Below are 15898 nucleotides of genomic sequence, written 5' to 3'. Positions count from 1 at the left end.
CTGCATATAAGACATCTTTACAGTCAGCTCGCTCTCGTTGTAGCAAATATTTTCTATCCTACAATATGCCGTTTGGACAGACAATGCACGTTTTCCCTATTTTGCAGCCCCAATTGTCGCCTTTAACAAGTTCGTGACGCGTTTTCGCTCCGTATCATCGATTAATACATAGCTGAGATTTTGCGGACCGAATCTCGCGGTGCTAGCCGAGTAAACAATCTGATCGACATTGTCCGCCGAGAAGTCGTCCAAATGCGCTGCGAATGTCACCATCTGGGAAAACGTGAGGTCTGTTCGCACATCTTTGCCCACTGTATCAAGAATCTGCTTGATTTTGTCAGGCGAACGCAGTCCCTTGCTCTCCTCCAGTACGGCCTTCATTACTTTCTGCTGGCGTTCATTGCGACCAAAATCGCCCCGCGCATCGCTGCGAAAGCGCGCATACTCCAGAGCGGGGGCTCCTGCCAAATGCTGCAGCCCGGCCTGTACCTTCAATTCGACTGCCGCATTGGCATCCACATCAAGTTGAATTCCACCCATGCTGTCAATCGCCTTGACAAAGCCGTCGAAATTAAAAAGTACGTAATGATCGACGATGACGCCAGTGAAATTTTCTACTGTGGCGATCGTTGTCTCCACCCCTGAATGAAAAGCTGCATTGATTTTATCTTTATGGTTCTTTCCCGCGATCTGGACATAGGTATCACGTGGAATGGAGGTCAGCGTCAGTTTACCTGATTTTCCGTTCAGAATCGCAAGCATAATGACATCGGTTCTGCCTGTATCAGTCGCTGCAGAATCATGATCTACGCCCAATAGTAAAAAGGCTGTCGTCTGAATCGGCTCTTTCTTCGTTGCTGCTTGAGGTGTTGCTGAAGACCCTGATGCTGCATTGTCTCGCTGATCGACAACAGATTGCTCTTCATCCACCGCCTGCTCTTTTTCCTGCGCTAGTGCCTCCTGCCTAGGAAGCGAAGGGAGACGTTCGACAGGTTGATACATTGCCTTGGCCGTATCATACAACTGCCAAGCCGTGTATCCAATCATACCGAAAAGGAAGAGGAGTAGGAACGTTGAGCTACCCACGATCCATTTTGTCCGTTTTTTCCACTCACGTATTGGCTTCATATCCACTACCCTCTCCCTTGTTCTCGAATCATAGCGCATTCGCAATGCTTATCTCATTTGACTTTACAAAAGCACGGGCGCTTTTGTTTCGGAGCGTTCACTCTGCGTCTGATCTTGATGCGATGACAAAAGGTGGAATACAAGATCATGGAGATCCCTCGACTCGATCGATTCCGGCTTCTGCACATACTGTTCGAGCATATTTATTTGTTCCATAAACGCTTCCCATTCCAACGGTATCGGCTGGCTGATGAAAATGCGATCGTGCTTGGTAGCAGTGATCCCTTCTTCACGGGTCAGCAGCTCCTCATATAACTTCTCGCCCGGACGAATTCCCGTGTACTCGATCTTAATATCCACTTCCGGCTTGAAACCCGATAAGGAAATGAGATCTCTCGCCAACTGAACAATTTTCACCGGCTTTCCCATATCGAGGATAAAAATCTCTCCGCCATTGGCAAGTGAACCTGCTTGGATGACAAGCTGAACCGCTTCAGGAATTGTCATGAAGTACCGAATCATGTCTGGATGAGTGACTGTGACAGGACCACCGTGGCCAATTTGCTTTTTGAAAGCAGGTATGACGCTCCCGCGGCTACCTAGCACATTGCCGAACCGGACCGCCACGTACTTGGTCGTGCTGTAGCGGCCCATGCCTTGCACCAGCAGCTCCGCTAGTCGCTTGGTCACTCCCATGACACTGGTCGGATTGACCGCCTTATCGGTTGACACCATCACGAAATGTGACGCACCGAATCGATGGGCGCACTCAGCCACATTTCTTGTTCCCAACACGTTGTTTTTAATTGCTTCCGCGGGATTTAGCTCCATGAGCGGAACATGCTTATGCGCCGCAGCATGAAAGATTACGCTTGGGCGGTGCTGCGCAAAAATCTCCTCCAGTCGGCGGCGATCCTGCACATCAGCAATCACAGGTACGAGGACCGCTTCATGGAACGTTCGCCTTAGCTCCATATCGATTTCGTATATGCTGTTTTCACCATGCCCTAAAAGCAGCAATTTTTTGGGAGAAAAACGCAACAGCTGGCGGCACAGCTCCGATCCGATTGACCCTCCAGCACCAGTCACAAGCACAACCTCGTTCGAGACATAGCCTGCAATACCGTCGAGATCCAACTTTACTGGCTCTCTGCCGAGTAAATCTTCTACTTGCACGTCACGGATCATCCCAATTGACACTTTTCCCTTGATCACATCCGCGATACTCGGGAGTATTTTTACACTAGCAGTCGTTGTTTTGCAAATATCGATGATTTTGGCAATTTCCGCCTGTGACACAGAGGGCAGCGCAATCACGATATCCTGAATGTCGTAGCGCTCGACAGCTGTATGAATGGCTTCCCGCCCTCCAACGACGGGCAAACCCATCAACTCCAGCCGATGTCTCTTTCGGTCATCGTCGATAAAAGCGACCGGTTGCAGGGTTGAATCTTTGGCATAGCGCAACTCTTTTGTGACCAGCACTCCCGCCTGTCCTGCTCCAATGATGAGCACATTCCGCCTTTTCATCCCTGTCGGCTCAAGCAAATACGTATCACGAAACAATCGCCATGCTATGCGTGAGCCACCGACGCCCAGAATGATCAACGCCCATGCAATGTAAATGGATTTCGGCACCGTCATATCGGGAAATACGGCTGCTACCGATCGAAAGAGAAAAAAGCATCCGAGTTCAGCTATGGTGACTGCTTTCACAATGGCTATGACCTCAGCCATGCTGGCGTACTGAAGCAGCCGATGATACAGCTTCATCCAATGAAACCCAAGCAAATTTAAAATCACATGGGAGATGATCACGTAAGGCAGCAGTCGCTTTTCCGCTTGGGGAACGGCAAATTCAAATCGCAGCAAGTAGACAGTTAAGACGGAAGCAGTCACGATCAGGGCATCCAGCGTTCCCAAAAAGAGCAACCGTTGACGAAAGGTCATACGTCCTATCCTCCCACTATCGTTTTACCACTGCAAACAACGTCTTGAGGATGATCCCTAAATCTTTTCTTATGGAGGCTGTTTCTAGATAACGCAAATTGATCCGCAGCTTGTCAGGCATGATAACCTCGATATACGTGCGCTCGGCATCCTCAGCGACTTGCAGCAATTGATTCTCATGGCGGTACTTGATCGAAGCCTCATCCGTCAAACCGGGACTCACGGTAAACACCCGCCTTTGCTGGTCATCATACAGTTCCACATAAGCTGGTACCTCTGGGCGCGGCCCAACAAGGCTCATTTCCCCCCTGATCACATTGATCAGTTGCGGTAGCTCGTCTAACTTGTATTTTCGCAAGATTGTTCCGCATCTCGTAATGCGTCGGTCATCTCCAACGGTAATCTGCTTTCCTTGTTTTTCGGCATCGACGATCATCGTACGGAATTTATAGATGAGAAATACATGCCCTCCTTTTCCGATCCGTTTTTGGCGAAAAAAAACAGGGCCGCTGGAATCGAGCTTTATCCAAATCGAGAGAACGAGAAACAACGGGCTGATGAGCACGAGTCCCACAATCGAGCAGCAGAGATCAACAAGACGCTTGATGTACAAATAGCGGCGTTTCATCATCATTTTCTGTGTCTTGAAGCGATATCGCAAACCGCTGCCGCTACATAGGCAACCTGGTCGTCGGTCAGTCCTGGATAGAGCGGTAGCGAAATCGTGCCTTCGTAGACTTTTCGCGTTTGCGGATATTCGTGGAGATTGTAGCCGAGCCTTTTGTAGTGAGGATGATGAGGGATGGGGATGAAGTGGACGGAAGTACCAACTCCAACAGCAGACAGCTTGGTGATAAACGCTTCGCGGCTAATAGCCAAACGCTCTGGATCGATCCGGATGCTATAAAGGTGCCAAGCATGCCGATGCTCAGCAGAATCGTATGGAAGGACCACCCCCTCACACTCTGACAAAATCGACGTATAGAGCGCTGCGATTTGGGCGCGCCTTTGCTGCATTGCTTCGAGCTTTTGCAATTGCAACAGACCAAACGCGGCTTGCACATCGGTCATGTTATATTTATAGCCCGCATGCTCGACCTCATAATACCAGGTCCCCTTTTCGGCATAGCGGTTCCAGGCGTTTTTACTCATGCCGTGTAGGCTCAACATGCGAATGCGTGCAGCCAATTCCTCGTCGCTGGTGGTAACCATGCCGCCTTCCCCTGTGGTCAAATTTTTTGTTGCATAAAAGCTGAAGCACGTGATATCGCCGATGCTGCCGATGTTTCGTTCCCGGTACCTCGTGTAAACAGCATGGGCCGCATCCTCAATAATGGAAAGGTGATAATGACGGGCAATGTCAACGATTCGATCCATCTCGCACGGATAACCGGCAAAATGCACGGGAATAATTGCCTTCGTTCTCGGTGTAATCGCCTGCTCAATTAACTCTGGCGACAGATTGAGCGTGAGCGGGTCGATATCTACAAAGACGGGGGTCGCCCCGCAATGCAGAATCGTGTTGGCGGTAGCGACAAACGTATAGGGGCTCGTGATCACCTCATCGCCCGGTCCGATACCAATCGCTAATTGGGCAAGATGCAAGCCAGCCGTGCAAGAATTGAGTCCAACCGCATGCGAGACGCCGACAAACTTGGCGAATTCGCCCTCGAATTCCAATGTTTTTGGTCCTTTGCTCAGCCAATTGGATTTGATCGCGGAGACGACCTCCTGAATCTCCTCATCGCCGATATGCGGCAAACAAAACGGAATCTTCATGCTTATCCAAATCCTTTCCACGGATCGTCATCTCTCTTGGGATACGGTTGAGCAACTCACGTCTACATATCGGCGAGAAAGCGGGCAGCCAGTTGCTCCAGGTTGTGCTCCGCCAGTACATACTCCCTTCCCCTCATGCCCATTTCAGCACGCTCCTTACCGCTCATTGCCCGCAACGTGCTAATCGCCTGCGCGATCGCTTGTGGATCTTCAGGCGGTATGGTGATGCCGCAACCACTTGCAGCAACGGGGTCGTTTCCAGCCTCAATTGCGTGGATGACCGGTTTTGCCGCCATCATGTAATCAAACAGCTTATTCGGAGAAACACCGAACCGATACATCTCCTCGCGTTTCCAGCCGATGTAGAGTACATCCATTTGCGTGAGCAGCTCGAGTAAAGCGGCTTTTGATACCGGTGGCAAAAACGCCACATTGTCCAAACCACGTTCGACGGCAAGCTGTTCAAGCGCTGGTTTTTCGGGACCATGGCCGACACATAGAAAGCCGACGGGCTGATCACGCAATTCATCAGCAGCAGCAACCAAATGATGAAGCGAGTCAGCCAGCCCGTGCGAACCTGTATAAGCAAGTAAAAAGCGACCTTCTGCCTTGTAGCGAGCGATTGTCTCTCGATGTAACTCAGGCACGCCACCCTCTAACACCTGCTGCCACTCATCCACATCGATGCCATTTGGCAAATACGTGAATTTGTGCGGTTCCATACCATGCAAGATCATGTAGCGATCCGCTTTTGGCAGCAGCGAAACCACCTTATCTGCTTTGCGATAGGCGTAATTTTCCGCATACTGCATCAGCATGATAAATGGATGCCACGGTGATTTGTGGCCGAGCTCGATCAACGTCAGCGGCCATAGGTCACGTACTTCAAACACAAGCTTCGCGCCTGTTTGCCGCGCTATCTTTTCTGCTCCAAAAATACTGAACGGGTGTGGCGAGGAAGCAACCACCACATCGGGTTGATAGCGCTCCGCAAGCTGCTTACGCAAGCGCAGCAGCGCCCAAGAGAACTGCATCATATTGATGACACGCTTCAGACCATTTCCTTCGTATTCCATGGTCGGCAGCCAAACGTAGCGGATTCCATCCTCTTCTTCCTCAGCGATGCCTCCGGACGGATTTGGTTGATGCGTGCGGACATGAGCATAGGTAGCCGCAACGATTGTCACCTGATGACCGATCTTGACCCATTTTTTCGCCAGATAATAGGGACGCAACTGCATCCCGTACCGCATCGATCCAGCGTATGGATTAATAAACATGATGTTCATTGTCGTCCCCTCCTCACTGTACGTGATCTCCCCGCATCATCTTCCAAACCGAGAGAGTCGGATCATGAAACAAATAATCCAAACCGCTTAATCCGGCGATAAAAGGTCCGAATCGCTGCGGGTATGGTTTAGGCTCAAAATGATGGTACTCAACCCGGATTCCTCTTTCCGCAAACACCCCTTCGTCCAAATACTGCTTCCCGCTTGGACCTGATAAATAGGTGTTTCCCCCAACAGCTGCCACCAAATTGGCGAGCAATTCAGAACGGCTGCCTGACACATTCAGCTCGGAAGCACGGATCAGTCTAGGGCTGATTCCCAACCGTTCAGCGATGAGTGTGATCCCCGGAATCGTCAAATCGGTTAGTTTTCGTAACTGCGGGGTGTAAAGCTCCTCTACGGCAGCTATCGTATTCGCATAGCCCGCGGTTCCGCTATATAAAGTATGCAAGGTACGAAGATGGTCTTTTTTCCAGTCTGCCTCACCATCGATCTCAACTTCGCTCGTCAGCTGGTAGTATTTTCCCTTCGTCTTTACTGGTACTGTCAGCCATTGAACACCGCTGCTCCCTTTGATCTGTACCCTGTTTTGATAGCCACGTCGCGTAAATTGAACCTGATCCAATAGCACGAACACGTCTGCGCACGCCATTTTGTCGAAAAAACCAAGCCACGGAAGGAAGTTTGGCTGATGGATCGTCACTATCATACGATCACCCGCAGCACTTCGAATGCTTCCGCCCACTCCGTCTTGATTTGCGTCCCCCGCAGCTTAGCTAAGCCCGTTATGAATTCCTCGGTAAAATAAGGCCGCCCCAGCTCGATTTGCGATTGATAAGCCTGCAGCGCCTCCCATTTTCTACGGACAAAACGTTCTTCTAACGTGACAAACGCCTGCGCATGGAAGGAAACGTTGTTCCATGGCATTTCATATCCCCATACAGAAGCATCTTTGCATGCCCGTAACCCTTCCTGGCTGAGCACTTGATGATCCTGATGCAAGTCATGTGCAGACGGTAACAGCACCAGGTTAGGCTGTATCTTTTTACGAAGCTTCACCAAATCTTCCAAGATATCCTGACGAAAGGAAGAAAATCGACGGACAGGGTATTGGAACAAAAACAAATTGTCATTTGGCACTTCCAATACGGATATGGCGCGAAAAAATTCGTGCTTCAGCAAATCGCGAGGCGCTCCCTCCGGCACCGACTCCTCCGCTGTGGAAAAGGTCGCCACAAAAACTTGCCGTCCCTCCTCGATGCTGCGGGCAATCAGGCCGCCGCATCCTAGTTCTGCATCGTCGGTATGAGGAGCCAATACCAAAATCTTTTCAAATGTCATACCTTCACCTCACCTGTGTCACTTGCGTCTTTTCGTGCACTGCCGACAGCTCTTCATAAACAGAAAGCAATTTGTTTGCTTCCCGATCCCAGTTGTATCGATCTGCAACCGCTCGTTGGCCGTTTTCCCCCATCCGGTGCGCTTCCACTGGATGCTCGACGATCCACTGAATCGCTTCCGCAATTTGTTCCGGAGAAAGCGGGTCGACGCATAAGCCGCAATCGCTTCCTTCGACAATTTCCCTCCAAAGCGGAAAATCGGAAGCGATGACCGGAATGCCAGCTGCCATGTATTCAAACATTTTCACAGGCAACGAATCCACATAATTCACGATGGGATGATGCGTGACCAGCCCTGCTCGTACATTGTTTAGAAGCGATCCGACCTGTTCTCGATTCAAATAGCCCGCTTCCTCCACGCATTGCCACCCCGGATACGTTGCAACCTTATCACGCAATTCAATTGGAGATATGTGCCCAGCCAAAATGAGGCGGATTCCGGAATGCTGAAGGATCCCCATCGCATGTACCATTTCGAGAATTCCTCGCACGGTAGTGATCCCAGCCGCCACATAGGTGACGCATAGCGGACGTTCGACATGAGGGCATGCCGTTATCGTCGTCAACTCCCCCAGAATCGGGTAGTTTTTGACAATCACCGTCTTTTCAGCGGGAAACCGCTCGGCGATGGTCGACGTTACCGTGACGATCCGGTCAAAAATTCTCGCTGCCGTCCCCTCCACTGCTTCGCTCACAACTGCTAATCCGTGGCGAAGCCATTTGGGAATCCACTCTTTGCTTAGAATTTGCCGCGGCAAATCTTCATGTACATCATAGATAACCTTTTTTCCAAGCGTTTTGAGCATCACACCCACCCCGATCAACTCGGGATCATGGAAATGATACACGCTTGCGTTTTCCTTTACCGCCGTGCGATAAACCTGCCAAGTGGTCTGCAGCATTCGCCCCAATCGGCTCTTAGGCTGCGGGATCGCACGAATACGCACCCCGTTGAGCCATTCGTCACGATCATGCGGTGCGATAAGAACGACATCGTACCCTGCTTGCGCTAACGTTCGGCATTCTTTATGAAGAATGCGCGTGTCGGTTGGCTCGTGTACGGATGTCAAATGAGCGATCTTTCTTCTCTCCACCCTGTGCTCCTCCTCATGCCCTCACTCATGCCACAACCAGTGATACCATCGCATTTGCCCACTCGCCTTCTACCGTCAAAACAGACAGATGGGACAAAATGCTCCCCGGAACCATGGAAAACTTCCCATTTTTGCGCATCGCAAAAAGCACGCCTTCCCATAGCCGCTTAATGTTATCCAGCAGGTTGCCGTATGGATCGGTGCGCCAATGACGCGGATGCGTAAGCAAATAAATCACAGCTTCTTTACGGGAAATTGCCTCAAATGGGTCATTGGGCTTCCAAAAGGCGGGGGCCAATGTGTCGCTGTGACGACTGGTGACGTATTTCATCATCGTCTCATCGTACGTTTCCAGCTCAACAGCCGTCTCTTTACGCAGCTTTGACTCGGCGAGGAGCTCATGATTCGCAATGCCGAGCTTTCGGTTGAAAAAATCGCCATGAGACGCGACCGTATGCATCGGTAAGCCTGTCAGCTTCCTTAACCGAAAAAGTGTTTGAGCAAAGGAATGTCTCATAAGCGGGAGCTCACGGACAATTTGCTGCTCAGTCGATAACGCTTTTTCTTTTCCGATGGTCGCAATTTCTTCATAATGGTAGCTGGCTTCTCCGCCTTCTTCATGGATTTGACGCATCAGCGGAATATCAATCGTTGATAACCGAAAGTAGAAGGAAGCCCGAACTCCCAGTCGCTGCTCGATTGTCCACATCTCGCGAGCCGTCGCAATATCCGTATCGACATCATGTCTGAGGATCAGGTAGCGTTTCCCTGATACAGGCCCACCCGCTTTGATTACCTCCCAAAACGATGCGACAGAATGAACCTCATAGTCGCATTCAATCGCCTGGTTCAACAAATTTTCAAACGTTGCGAGCCGAGACGGCATCAAAAAGTCGGAGTACACCCGATAGCCCACCGTCTTTGCCATGCTGCCTAGTTTTTGCAACAATTTTCTCATCCTTATCCCCTTTCGCTTGCAATCATTGGATTTACAGAGTTCTCTCCCGGTAAACCAGCGATAAGGCCATAAAGGCAAAGAATTCCTTGTTGTCATTGATATCTCCACTTACCATCGCGTTGGTGAGGAAGAAGAACAGCAGTGCAAACAAAACCCTCGCTTCCATAGAGGTGGCTCTCCGATAAATACGAAACAGTGCAAGCAGCGGAATGATGATCAGACAGAGTCCAACCAACCATCCCCCCTCTAGCAGCGTCTCCAGAAAAATGTTATGTGGATACTGCTTCGTTGCGCCGAACCACAGGTTGATATGCTCGACGAATCCTCCCCATCCGATGCCAAGTGGGGTCTGCACAATCATGTCCCATGAACGAGCGTATGCCAGCATACGCATTTGTTCCGAGTGAGTGAAATTCCCTTGTAAAAACGCTTCGATCCGCTGGGATGCCGTTTCCGGTGCGATGGTGACGCTGTAGGCACCCACAAGAATCAAAATGACGAGCACCCCGGTAAAGCGCCAGCCGTACGCTTGCTTTTTCCAATAGAAAAGCAGGCCGAGCAAGATCAAACTAGCCACAGCTGTCAGAAGTGGCCCTCGGGACCCTGAACCCAGCAGAACCACGACTAAAATGCCCAAAAGTCCGAGTGACGGAAGCAGCTTGAGCCGCTTTTCCAGCGCTAACACCGCAATCCAGATGAACGCCAATCCCGCGGACCTGCCCAACGCGATCGTATTGGAACCGAAAGCAGTGATTCCTGTCGAAAGATTCGGATTGATTTCCAGCCTACCGTTTGTAAAGAGTGTAATGATGGAGTCGATGCCCATAAGAAGTCCGAGAATCGTCAGCACGTTGAACAACCGTCTCAATTCACCATCAGTCCGGAACAAAAACATCGGGGCAACTGCGACGAGTAATGTGAGGGTGAACAGCCGGCTGACTTTTTCTACTGCGTACGGTGTAAACTCTGTCCAAAAGATCGGGATCGCAAAAGAAAAAAACAACAGCAAAACCCAGAACAACTCTCTTGGAAACCGTCCTTCATCTCGAATCCATTCACGTATCACAAAAACGGCCGTCAGGAACGCAAACAACAGCGTAAAATCAATCGGCAGCCAAGCCAATCGTGGGTCGGCTTTTAAATTGCCGGCGAACAGGAATAGGGCGAAAGCGATCGCTTTTCCATCCATCCAGTTTGTCAATTTGCTCATGCTGGCTCCTCAAGCATGTTCTTTTGAAATCTGGCGCATTTGATCGCCCTCCAGCCTAAAAAAATGCCGTATGCATGTCCCATGGAGATCGCGGTGGAAAATAGCACGATTGCGGTGACCGCCTGGCATTCGTACACGTGGATCAGGATAGTAACCCCGACCATCAGCAGCGCTTTGACTACTTCTCTTTTCATAAACAAATCCTGGCGCTCCAGTACCTCCAAAAACCAACGCAACGGGCTTGCCGCAAATTGAAGGATGATCGAGATCGATAAAATTTGCAAATAAAGTCCCGACTGCCCCCATTCATCACCAAATACGTAGGTAAACAACCACGGCGCCACCAATACGAGCGGAGCCACGACCACCAATCCGATCCCCAGCATAATCTTCAATATTTTGCCGAAAAGCTCCGGAAGTCGGTCGGGGTCCGTTTTCGCGAGTGTGGCCAATTCGACCAGGAGCACTTGCGAAATTGAGGCTCCAAGCATTGTCATCGGTAGACCAATGACCCGTTCCCCGATTCCGAACCACCCAACAACCTCCGTCTCGTAATAAAACGCGAGAATGAGCGGCGGACATTGCAAAACCGCGCTTTGAACGAGAGTGCCCCAACTAGAGATCAGCGGAAAGCGGCGGTACCGTCTCGCTTCTTGGCGGATCCCGTGCCAGCTTACCCCACGTAATACCGCACGATCTTTGCGCAAAATGAGTGCACAGAGCGATCCGCTACCGCCCATACGTCCGGCTACGTCACCGAGTAGGAGACCTAGCGGCTTAAACTGCAGCCAGCCGAATAGAAGCTGAAGAGAAATTAAGCTGATGCTCTGAGACAGCTTGGTCTTGGCGATCTCTTGATATGCCTGCTTTCGCAGCGCCCAGAAATTCAACGTTTGATATACCCCAATCCCGAACAGACTGAAGGGCAACAGCCACAAATAGGATGCCAAATATGGGGCATTGACCAAATCGGCAATCTCATCGGCAAAGAAATAGATGCCCACTCCCACACTTCCGCTTACTCCGGTGACGATCATGATCGCAAGCGCCAGAAGATTTGCCGCGCTTTGATCCTCCACCGGCAACGGTATGGCTAGGTCATATCGTAGCGCCACAACCATGGATATAAGTGATAGAAGCGTTGTATATAAGGTCAATGTGCCAAAATCATCAGGTGAGTAAAGCCGAGTGATGATTGGTGAAGCAATGATAAGAAGGCCTTGGCCCATGACGTTGCCCCCCACTAGAAGGGCTACGTTTCGCACGAGATTTCCTTTGGAAAACATCGTGTTGATTCGCAAAAAAAATGCATTCATACCAATGCTTCCTTCAGCTTGTCGATCACATGCTCCTGTATATTCCTGCCAATCTGCGGCCAAATGGGCAGGGAAAGCGCCTGATTCGCTGCACGCTCAGCGATCGGCAATTGGTAGCCGAGGCCTTGATAAACCGGTAGCTTATGGACAGGAACCGGATAGTAGATCATCGTATCGATTCCCTCTTCTGCCAGTCGTTTTTGCACCTGATCGCGCATGTCGTTCGTGATTAACACCGTCATCTGATGATAGACATGCCGGCTGTCAGACTGTTCGTCCAAGCATTTGATCCCGGCCACTCCCTCTAGTAGCTTGCGGTAATAGCTGGCTGCCTGAATGCGCCCCTCATTAAATTCCTCGATCCGCTGGAGTTTCACCCGCAAAATTGCAGCCTGCAGCTCATCAAGCCGCGAATTGTATCCGATCACCTCATTGAAATATTTCCTTTTCGCACCGTGCTGGCGAAGCATTCTCGCCTGCTCTGCCAACTCGTCATCATCCGTGACCAAAAGCCCTCCATCACCATAAGCCCCGAGATTTTTGGTAGGGAAAAACGAAAAGCAGCCTGCATCGCCCCACGTCCCTACCTTTCTCCCTCGATATTCGCCTCCAAATGCTTGGGCCACATCTTCGATGACTCGTAGGCCATGCTGACTTGCGATCGCCATGATCGGCTCAAGATCACATGGGTTGCCATACAAATGAACGGGAATAACCGCTTTCGTTCGCGGGGTGATTGCCTGCTCAAGCGCTTTTGCATCAAGGTTTAACGTCTCTTGCACAACATCGACGAACACCGGAACTGCCCCTACGTGCGAGATCGCCTCCGCTGTCGCAAAGAACGTAAACGGTGTTGTAATCACCTCATCCCCCGGGCCAATACCAGCGGCGCGCAAGGCGATGACTAAAGCATCTGTACCCGAGTTGAGCCCGATCGCATGCTTGCACCCAAGATAACGGGCAACCTCCGATTCAAAAGCTTTTCCCTGTGATCCCATAATGAAATGGCCGGAACGCAGCACCTGCTGCATGGCCTGCATCAACTCTTCCCAGAGCAAATCAATTTCTGGATTGAGGTCTAACATCGGTATTTTCATCACGCATGCCCCTTCCGTTTCCAACCGTTTCTATTCATCCAGCTCGAAAGGAATCCACTCTCACCCATTTTGCGGAATAATCCTCTGACATTTGCCACGGAATCGGCTAAAAACGGCTTGATATCCTGTGGATCAAATACGGCAAAATACGTCTTGTCCGAATCAAACAAATTGTGCCAAAAGGTTTGGAACGGGATTGTCCCATTCAACAAGCCAAAAATCTCGTGCTTACTGTACACATAGTGAATTTTTCTTGTCTGATCCTGCTGCTGCCGTTCAGTCGCTTGGCCGATCGCATCCAAATATTGAGTGTATTGTAGGTTCACCCCTGACAGATTGCCCATCCGATTCCACATCATCGATCTGAGGTTCACCTCGGTCAGCTTGTAAGTGCCATCCCGCGAATCATACTTGAATTCTGGTTCGCAAATCCCAAAGAGATTCATCGTTTCAACCAGCTTTCTGCCCTGTTCAAGGACAGTTTGATCAGATTGATTGGAGGCACTGGAAAACACCCCAAAATGATTGGGGTACTGAGACAGCTTTTTGCCCGTCCACTCATTAAGAATTTTTCCTTGCTTATTTCGATAGGCCATATACGCGTAAACCTGTGAAGAATCACCGGGAATCATTTCGGAGACGAGAAAAGAGATCCCCGCGTGCAAAAATTGCCGAATCTGTGCCTCCTCTCTCCAGAAATCATCAGCAGAGTGAAGCACGAGATTTTTAAATGCACGCGAATCTTGTTTAGACGGCTTCAGCAGCAAAGGAAATGGAATCTGCAAAATCGATTCCGTTTCAGCAGGATCATGCAAAATGATCGTCTTCGGATAAGGAATGCCCACCATTTCGCAATGATGATATTGATTCATTTTATTGACGAAAATGCGGAGATTATCGTGGTTGAAGGGCAGAAAGCAATAGCTTTCGATCCGTTCATACAGATCATCAAGCTGTTCGATTTGCTTGTCCCCCGTTGGGAAAATAATGATGTGTTCGTATTCCTGATGAAGCGATTCGATTGCAGCGAACAATGCTTCTGTCGAGTCATCAACATGGACAAATTTGCAGAGACGATTGCTGTACGCTGCCAGCCTCTTCTCCGTATCGAACAGCACAATTTCTCGCAAGCCTTTTTCGTGTAACTCACGGATGATTGAATAGCCCGCCACCGAGCCGCCTAAAACCAATGTGCAATGGGTCCTTTTCATCGTAATCCTCCCCATCCAGACTCAAGCTGTTCCTTACTTGTTCCCTCCACCTATCGCTGATTGGTACAGCTTTGCATCGTGGAAATGGATCAATGTGCAGTTGTGCCACAATAAAGTAAAGTCCCCTTGAAAGAGACGACACCGTTCTTTAAGCAGCTCTAGCTCGTGCCTCGCTTCCTCTCTCGTTAAATGCATATATTGAATGTCTAACAGCGAGCCTTCCATCGCAATCAAAGGTCGTTCGCGTAGGCGCAGCGGCCGCCGCGTCTTCACATTAAACACGGTGTATTCGTAGCAAGTGCCACAACGAAAACCCGCCCGATCCGCAAAGCTGAGCGTGCTGTCATAGACAAGGCCGGCATCCTCCCACAACTGCCATGTCGTCGGCGCTTCCCACCGTAAGTAATGTTGCCTACCGCCGGAAACGGGCTGGTCAATCCCGATCTGTTCCAATGTCGCATGTAATCTTGCCAGTTCCCGTTGCAATTGAGCTGGATCGCGGTACGTACTGTAGCTCGGGTGTAAGCCGATCTCATGCCCGCGCTGATGAATCTCACGCAGCAGCCTCTTAATCCACGGACTATCGAGCTCATACACGCCATCAATCCTGCCAGCAGGATGGTCTGCGATAAAGTAAAAGGAACTACGCAATCCAATTCGTTCACTTTGTGTCATAATCCAATGAAACGTATTGTGCAGATCCGCATCGACTCTTCCCTGACGTACCAGTACCAGTGAACGCATGCGTCGGACTGCTAATTCTACGCTTTTTCGCATGAGCACATCACCCGCCATATTGCGCAGCACCTGACCCGGCGTGCTCAATGCGACTCCGAGTGGCGAGTCCACATCATGACTCGGAACGATTCTGAATTCTCGTTTCTTGCGAGAGGAGCCCGGCCATAAAAAATGGATGCACGCCCACAACAACTCTACATATTCGTTCACGATAGGACGATCGAGAAAACCTTCCTGACTCGCTAGTGACGCGGATGCTTGAAAGCGCCCTCGCTTGTCCCTCTCTGTTTTGACTACCTCTTCATACCTTGTCAGCATAAAAAAAGAGCTACCGAATATATCGATGCCCAAATGAATGGTCAACTGATTTTGTTCAAAAAACAAACCATTATTCAAACGCTTTCCGTACAGGACAGGCAAATGTCTCGAAATGAGCGGAAAAGATAGCGGAATGAGTAAAGCATCACATGTTTCCAATGGTTGCTTGGGCAGGGAGGTTTGCTGAAGCCAATTTTCCTGAGGCTGTTGGAAGAGAACATCGGCGAGCACAATGGATTTGCCCGAGCAATCGTCTGCAAGGCAGATGCGGATGTCGTCTCGCTGTTCCACCATGGTTTCATATTCGAGTCCCAAAAATTGAGCAAAGAGGACATCAAAAATATACTGTCGTTCCGGTTGATAAGTTGGTGGATGATAGATGTGAAGCAACGCAATACCCCTTCTTTCCC

At 50.1% G+C, this 15898-nt stretch carries 14 protein-coding genes; all 14 read right to left on the bottom strand.

Translation table 11 applies throughout. The annotated features are described in order from the left end of the window. Nucleotides 1–96 precede the first annotated feature (96 nt). Nucleotides 97–1128, bottom strand: coding sequence for an LCP family protein (locus EDM56_RS17100; RefSeq protein ID WP_183192481.1), 1032 nt, complete (start codon nucleotides 1126–1128; stop codon nucleotides 97–99). A gap of 63 nt (nucleotides 1129–1191) precedes the next feature. Then, the gene (locus tag EDM56_RS17095) at nucleotides 1192–3078 is read right to left on the bottom strand and encodes a polysaccharide biosynthesis protein (protein ID WP_122919076.1); all 1887 of its coding nucleotides are present in this window, start codon (nucleotides 3076–3078) and stop codon (nucleotides 1192–1194) included. Between the two features lie 16 nt (nucleotides 3079–3094). Beyond that, nucleotides 3095–3712 carry a sugar transferase gene (locus EDM56_RS17090; RefSeq protein WP_246009418.1) on the bottom strand — a complete coding sequence of 206 codons (618 nt, stop codon included), beginning with the start codon at nucleotides 3710–3712 and terminating at the stop codon, nucleotides 3095–3097. Beyond that, entirely contained in the window at nucleotides 3709–4857 is a 1149-nt protein-coding gene (locus EDM56_RS17085) for a DegT/DnrJ/EryC1/StrS family aminotransferase (protein ID WP_122919074.1), read from the bottom strand. Before EDM56_RS17085 ends, EDM56_RS17090 begins: the two co-directional genes overlap by 4 nt. Before the next feature lie 62 nt (nucleotides 4858–4919). Beyond that, nucleotides 4920–6146 carry a glycosyltransferase family 4 protein gene (locus EDM56_RS17080; protein ID WP_122919073.1) on the bottom strand — a complete coding sequence of 409 codons (1227 nt, stop codon included), beginning with the start codon at nucleotides 6144–6146 and terminating at the stop codon, nucleotides 4920–4922. 13 nt (nucleotides 6147–6159) lie between these two features. Further along, on the bottom strand, nucleotides 6160–6855 hold the full coding sequence (locus tag EDM56_RS17075) for a WbqC family protein (protein ID WP_122919072.1): 696 nt from the start codon (nucleotides 6853–6855) through the stop codon (nucleotides 6160–6162). Further along, entirely contained in the window at nucleotides 6852–7487 is a 636-nt protein-coding gene (locus EDM56_RS17070; protein WP_122919071.1) for a PIG-L deacetylase family protein, read from the bottom strand. The genes EDM56_RS17075 and EDM56_RS17070 overlap by 4 nt, the downstream gene beginning before the upstream one ends. Before the next feature lie 4 nt (nucleotides 7488–7491). Beyond that, nucleotides 7492–8640, bottom strand: coding sequence for a glycosyltransferase family 4 protein (locus EDM56_RS17065; protein ID WP_122919070.1), 1149 nt, complete (start codon nucleotides 8638–8640; stop codon nucleotides 7492–7494). A 25-nt stretch (nucleotides 8641–8665) separates the two neighbouring features. Further along, the gene (locus EDM56_RS17060; protein WP_122919069.1) at nucleotides 8666–9598 is read right to left on the bottom strand and encodes a polysaccharide deacetylase family protein; all 933 of its coding nucleotides are present in this window, start codon (nucleotides 9596–9598) and stop codon (nucleotides 8666–8668) included. Between the two features lie 31 nt (nucleotides 9599–9629). After that, nucleotides 9630–10808, bottom strand: a complete 1179-nt coding sequence (locus EDM56_RS17055) for an O-antigen ligase family protein (RefSeq protein WP_122919068.1) — start codon at nucleotides 10806–10808, stop codon at nucleotides 9630–9632. After that, nucleotides 10805–12124, bottom strand: coding sequence for a lipopolysaccharide biosynthesis protein (locus EDM56_RS17050; RefSeq protein ID WP_122919067.1), 1320 nt, complete (start codon nucleotides 12122–12124; stop codon nucleotides 10805–10807). Before EDM56_RS17050 ends, EDM56_RS17055 begins: the two co-directional genes overlap by 4 nt. Beyond that, on the bottom strand, nucleotides 12121–13221 hold the full coding sequence (locus tag EDM56_RS17045) for a DegT/DnrJ/EryC1/StrS family aminotransferase (RefSeq protein ID WP_122919066.1): 1101 nt from the start codon (nucleotides 13219–13221) through the stop codon (nucleotides 12121–12123). The genes EDM56_RS17050 and EDM56_RS17045 overlap by 4 nt, the downstream gene beginning before the upstream one ends. After that, nucleotides 13221–14432, bottom strand: a complete 1212-nt coding sequence (locus tag EDM56_RS17040) for a carboxylate--amine ligase (RefSeq protein ID WP_122919065.1) — start codon at nucleotides 14430–14432, stop codon at nucleotides 13221–13223. The genes EDM56_RS17045 and EDM56_RS17040 overlap by 1 nt, the downstream gene beginning before the upstream one ends. A gap of 33 nt (nucleotides 14433–14465) precedes the next feature. Beyond that, nucleotides 14466–15878 (bottom strand): polysaccharide deacetylase family protein, encoded by a 1413-nt coding sequence (locus tag EDM56_RS17035; protein ID WP_183192480.1) that lies wholly within the window; start codon nucleotides 15876–15878, stop codon nucleotides 14466–14468. Between the last annotated feature and the right edge of the window lie 20 nt (nucleotides 15879–15898).

Source organism: Brevibacillus fluminis (genome assembly GCF_003710825.1).
GTDB lineage: Bacteria > Bacillota > Bacilli > Brevibacillales > Brevibacillaceae > Brevibacillus_D > Brevibacillus_D fluminis.
Note: the sequence above shows the minus strand (reverse complement) of the source record. Positions and strands in the feature narration are given on the sequence as shown.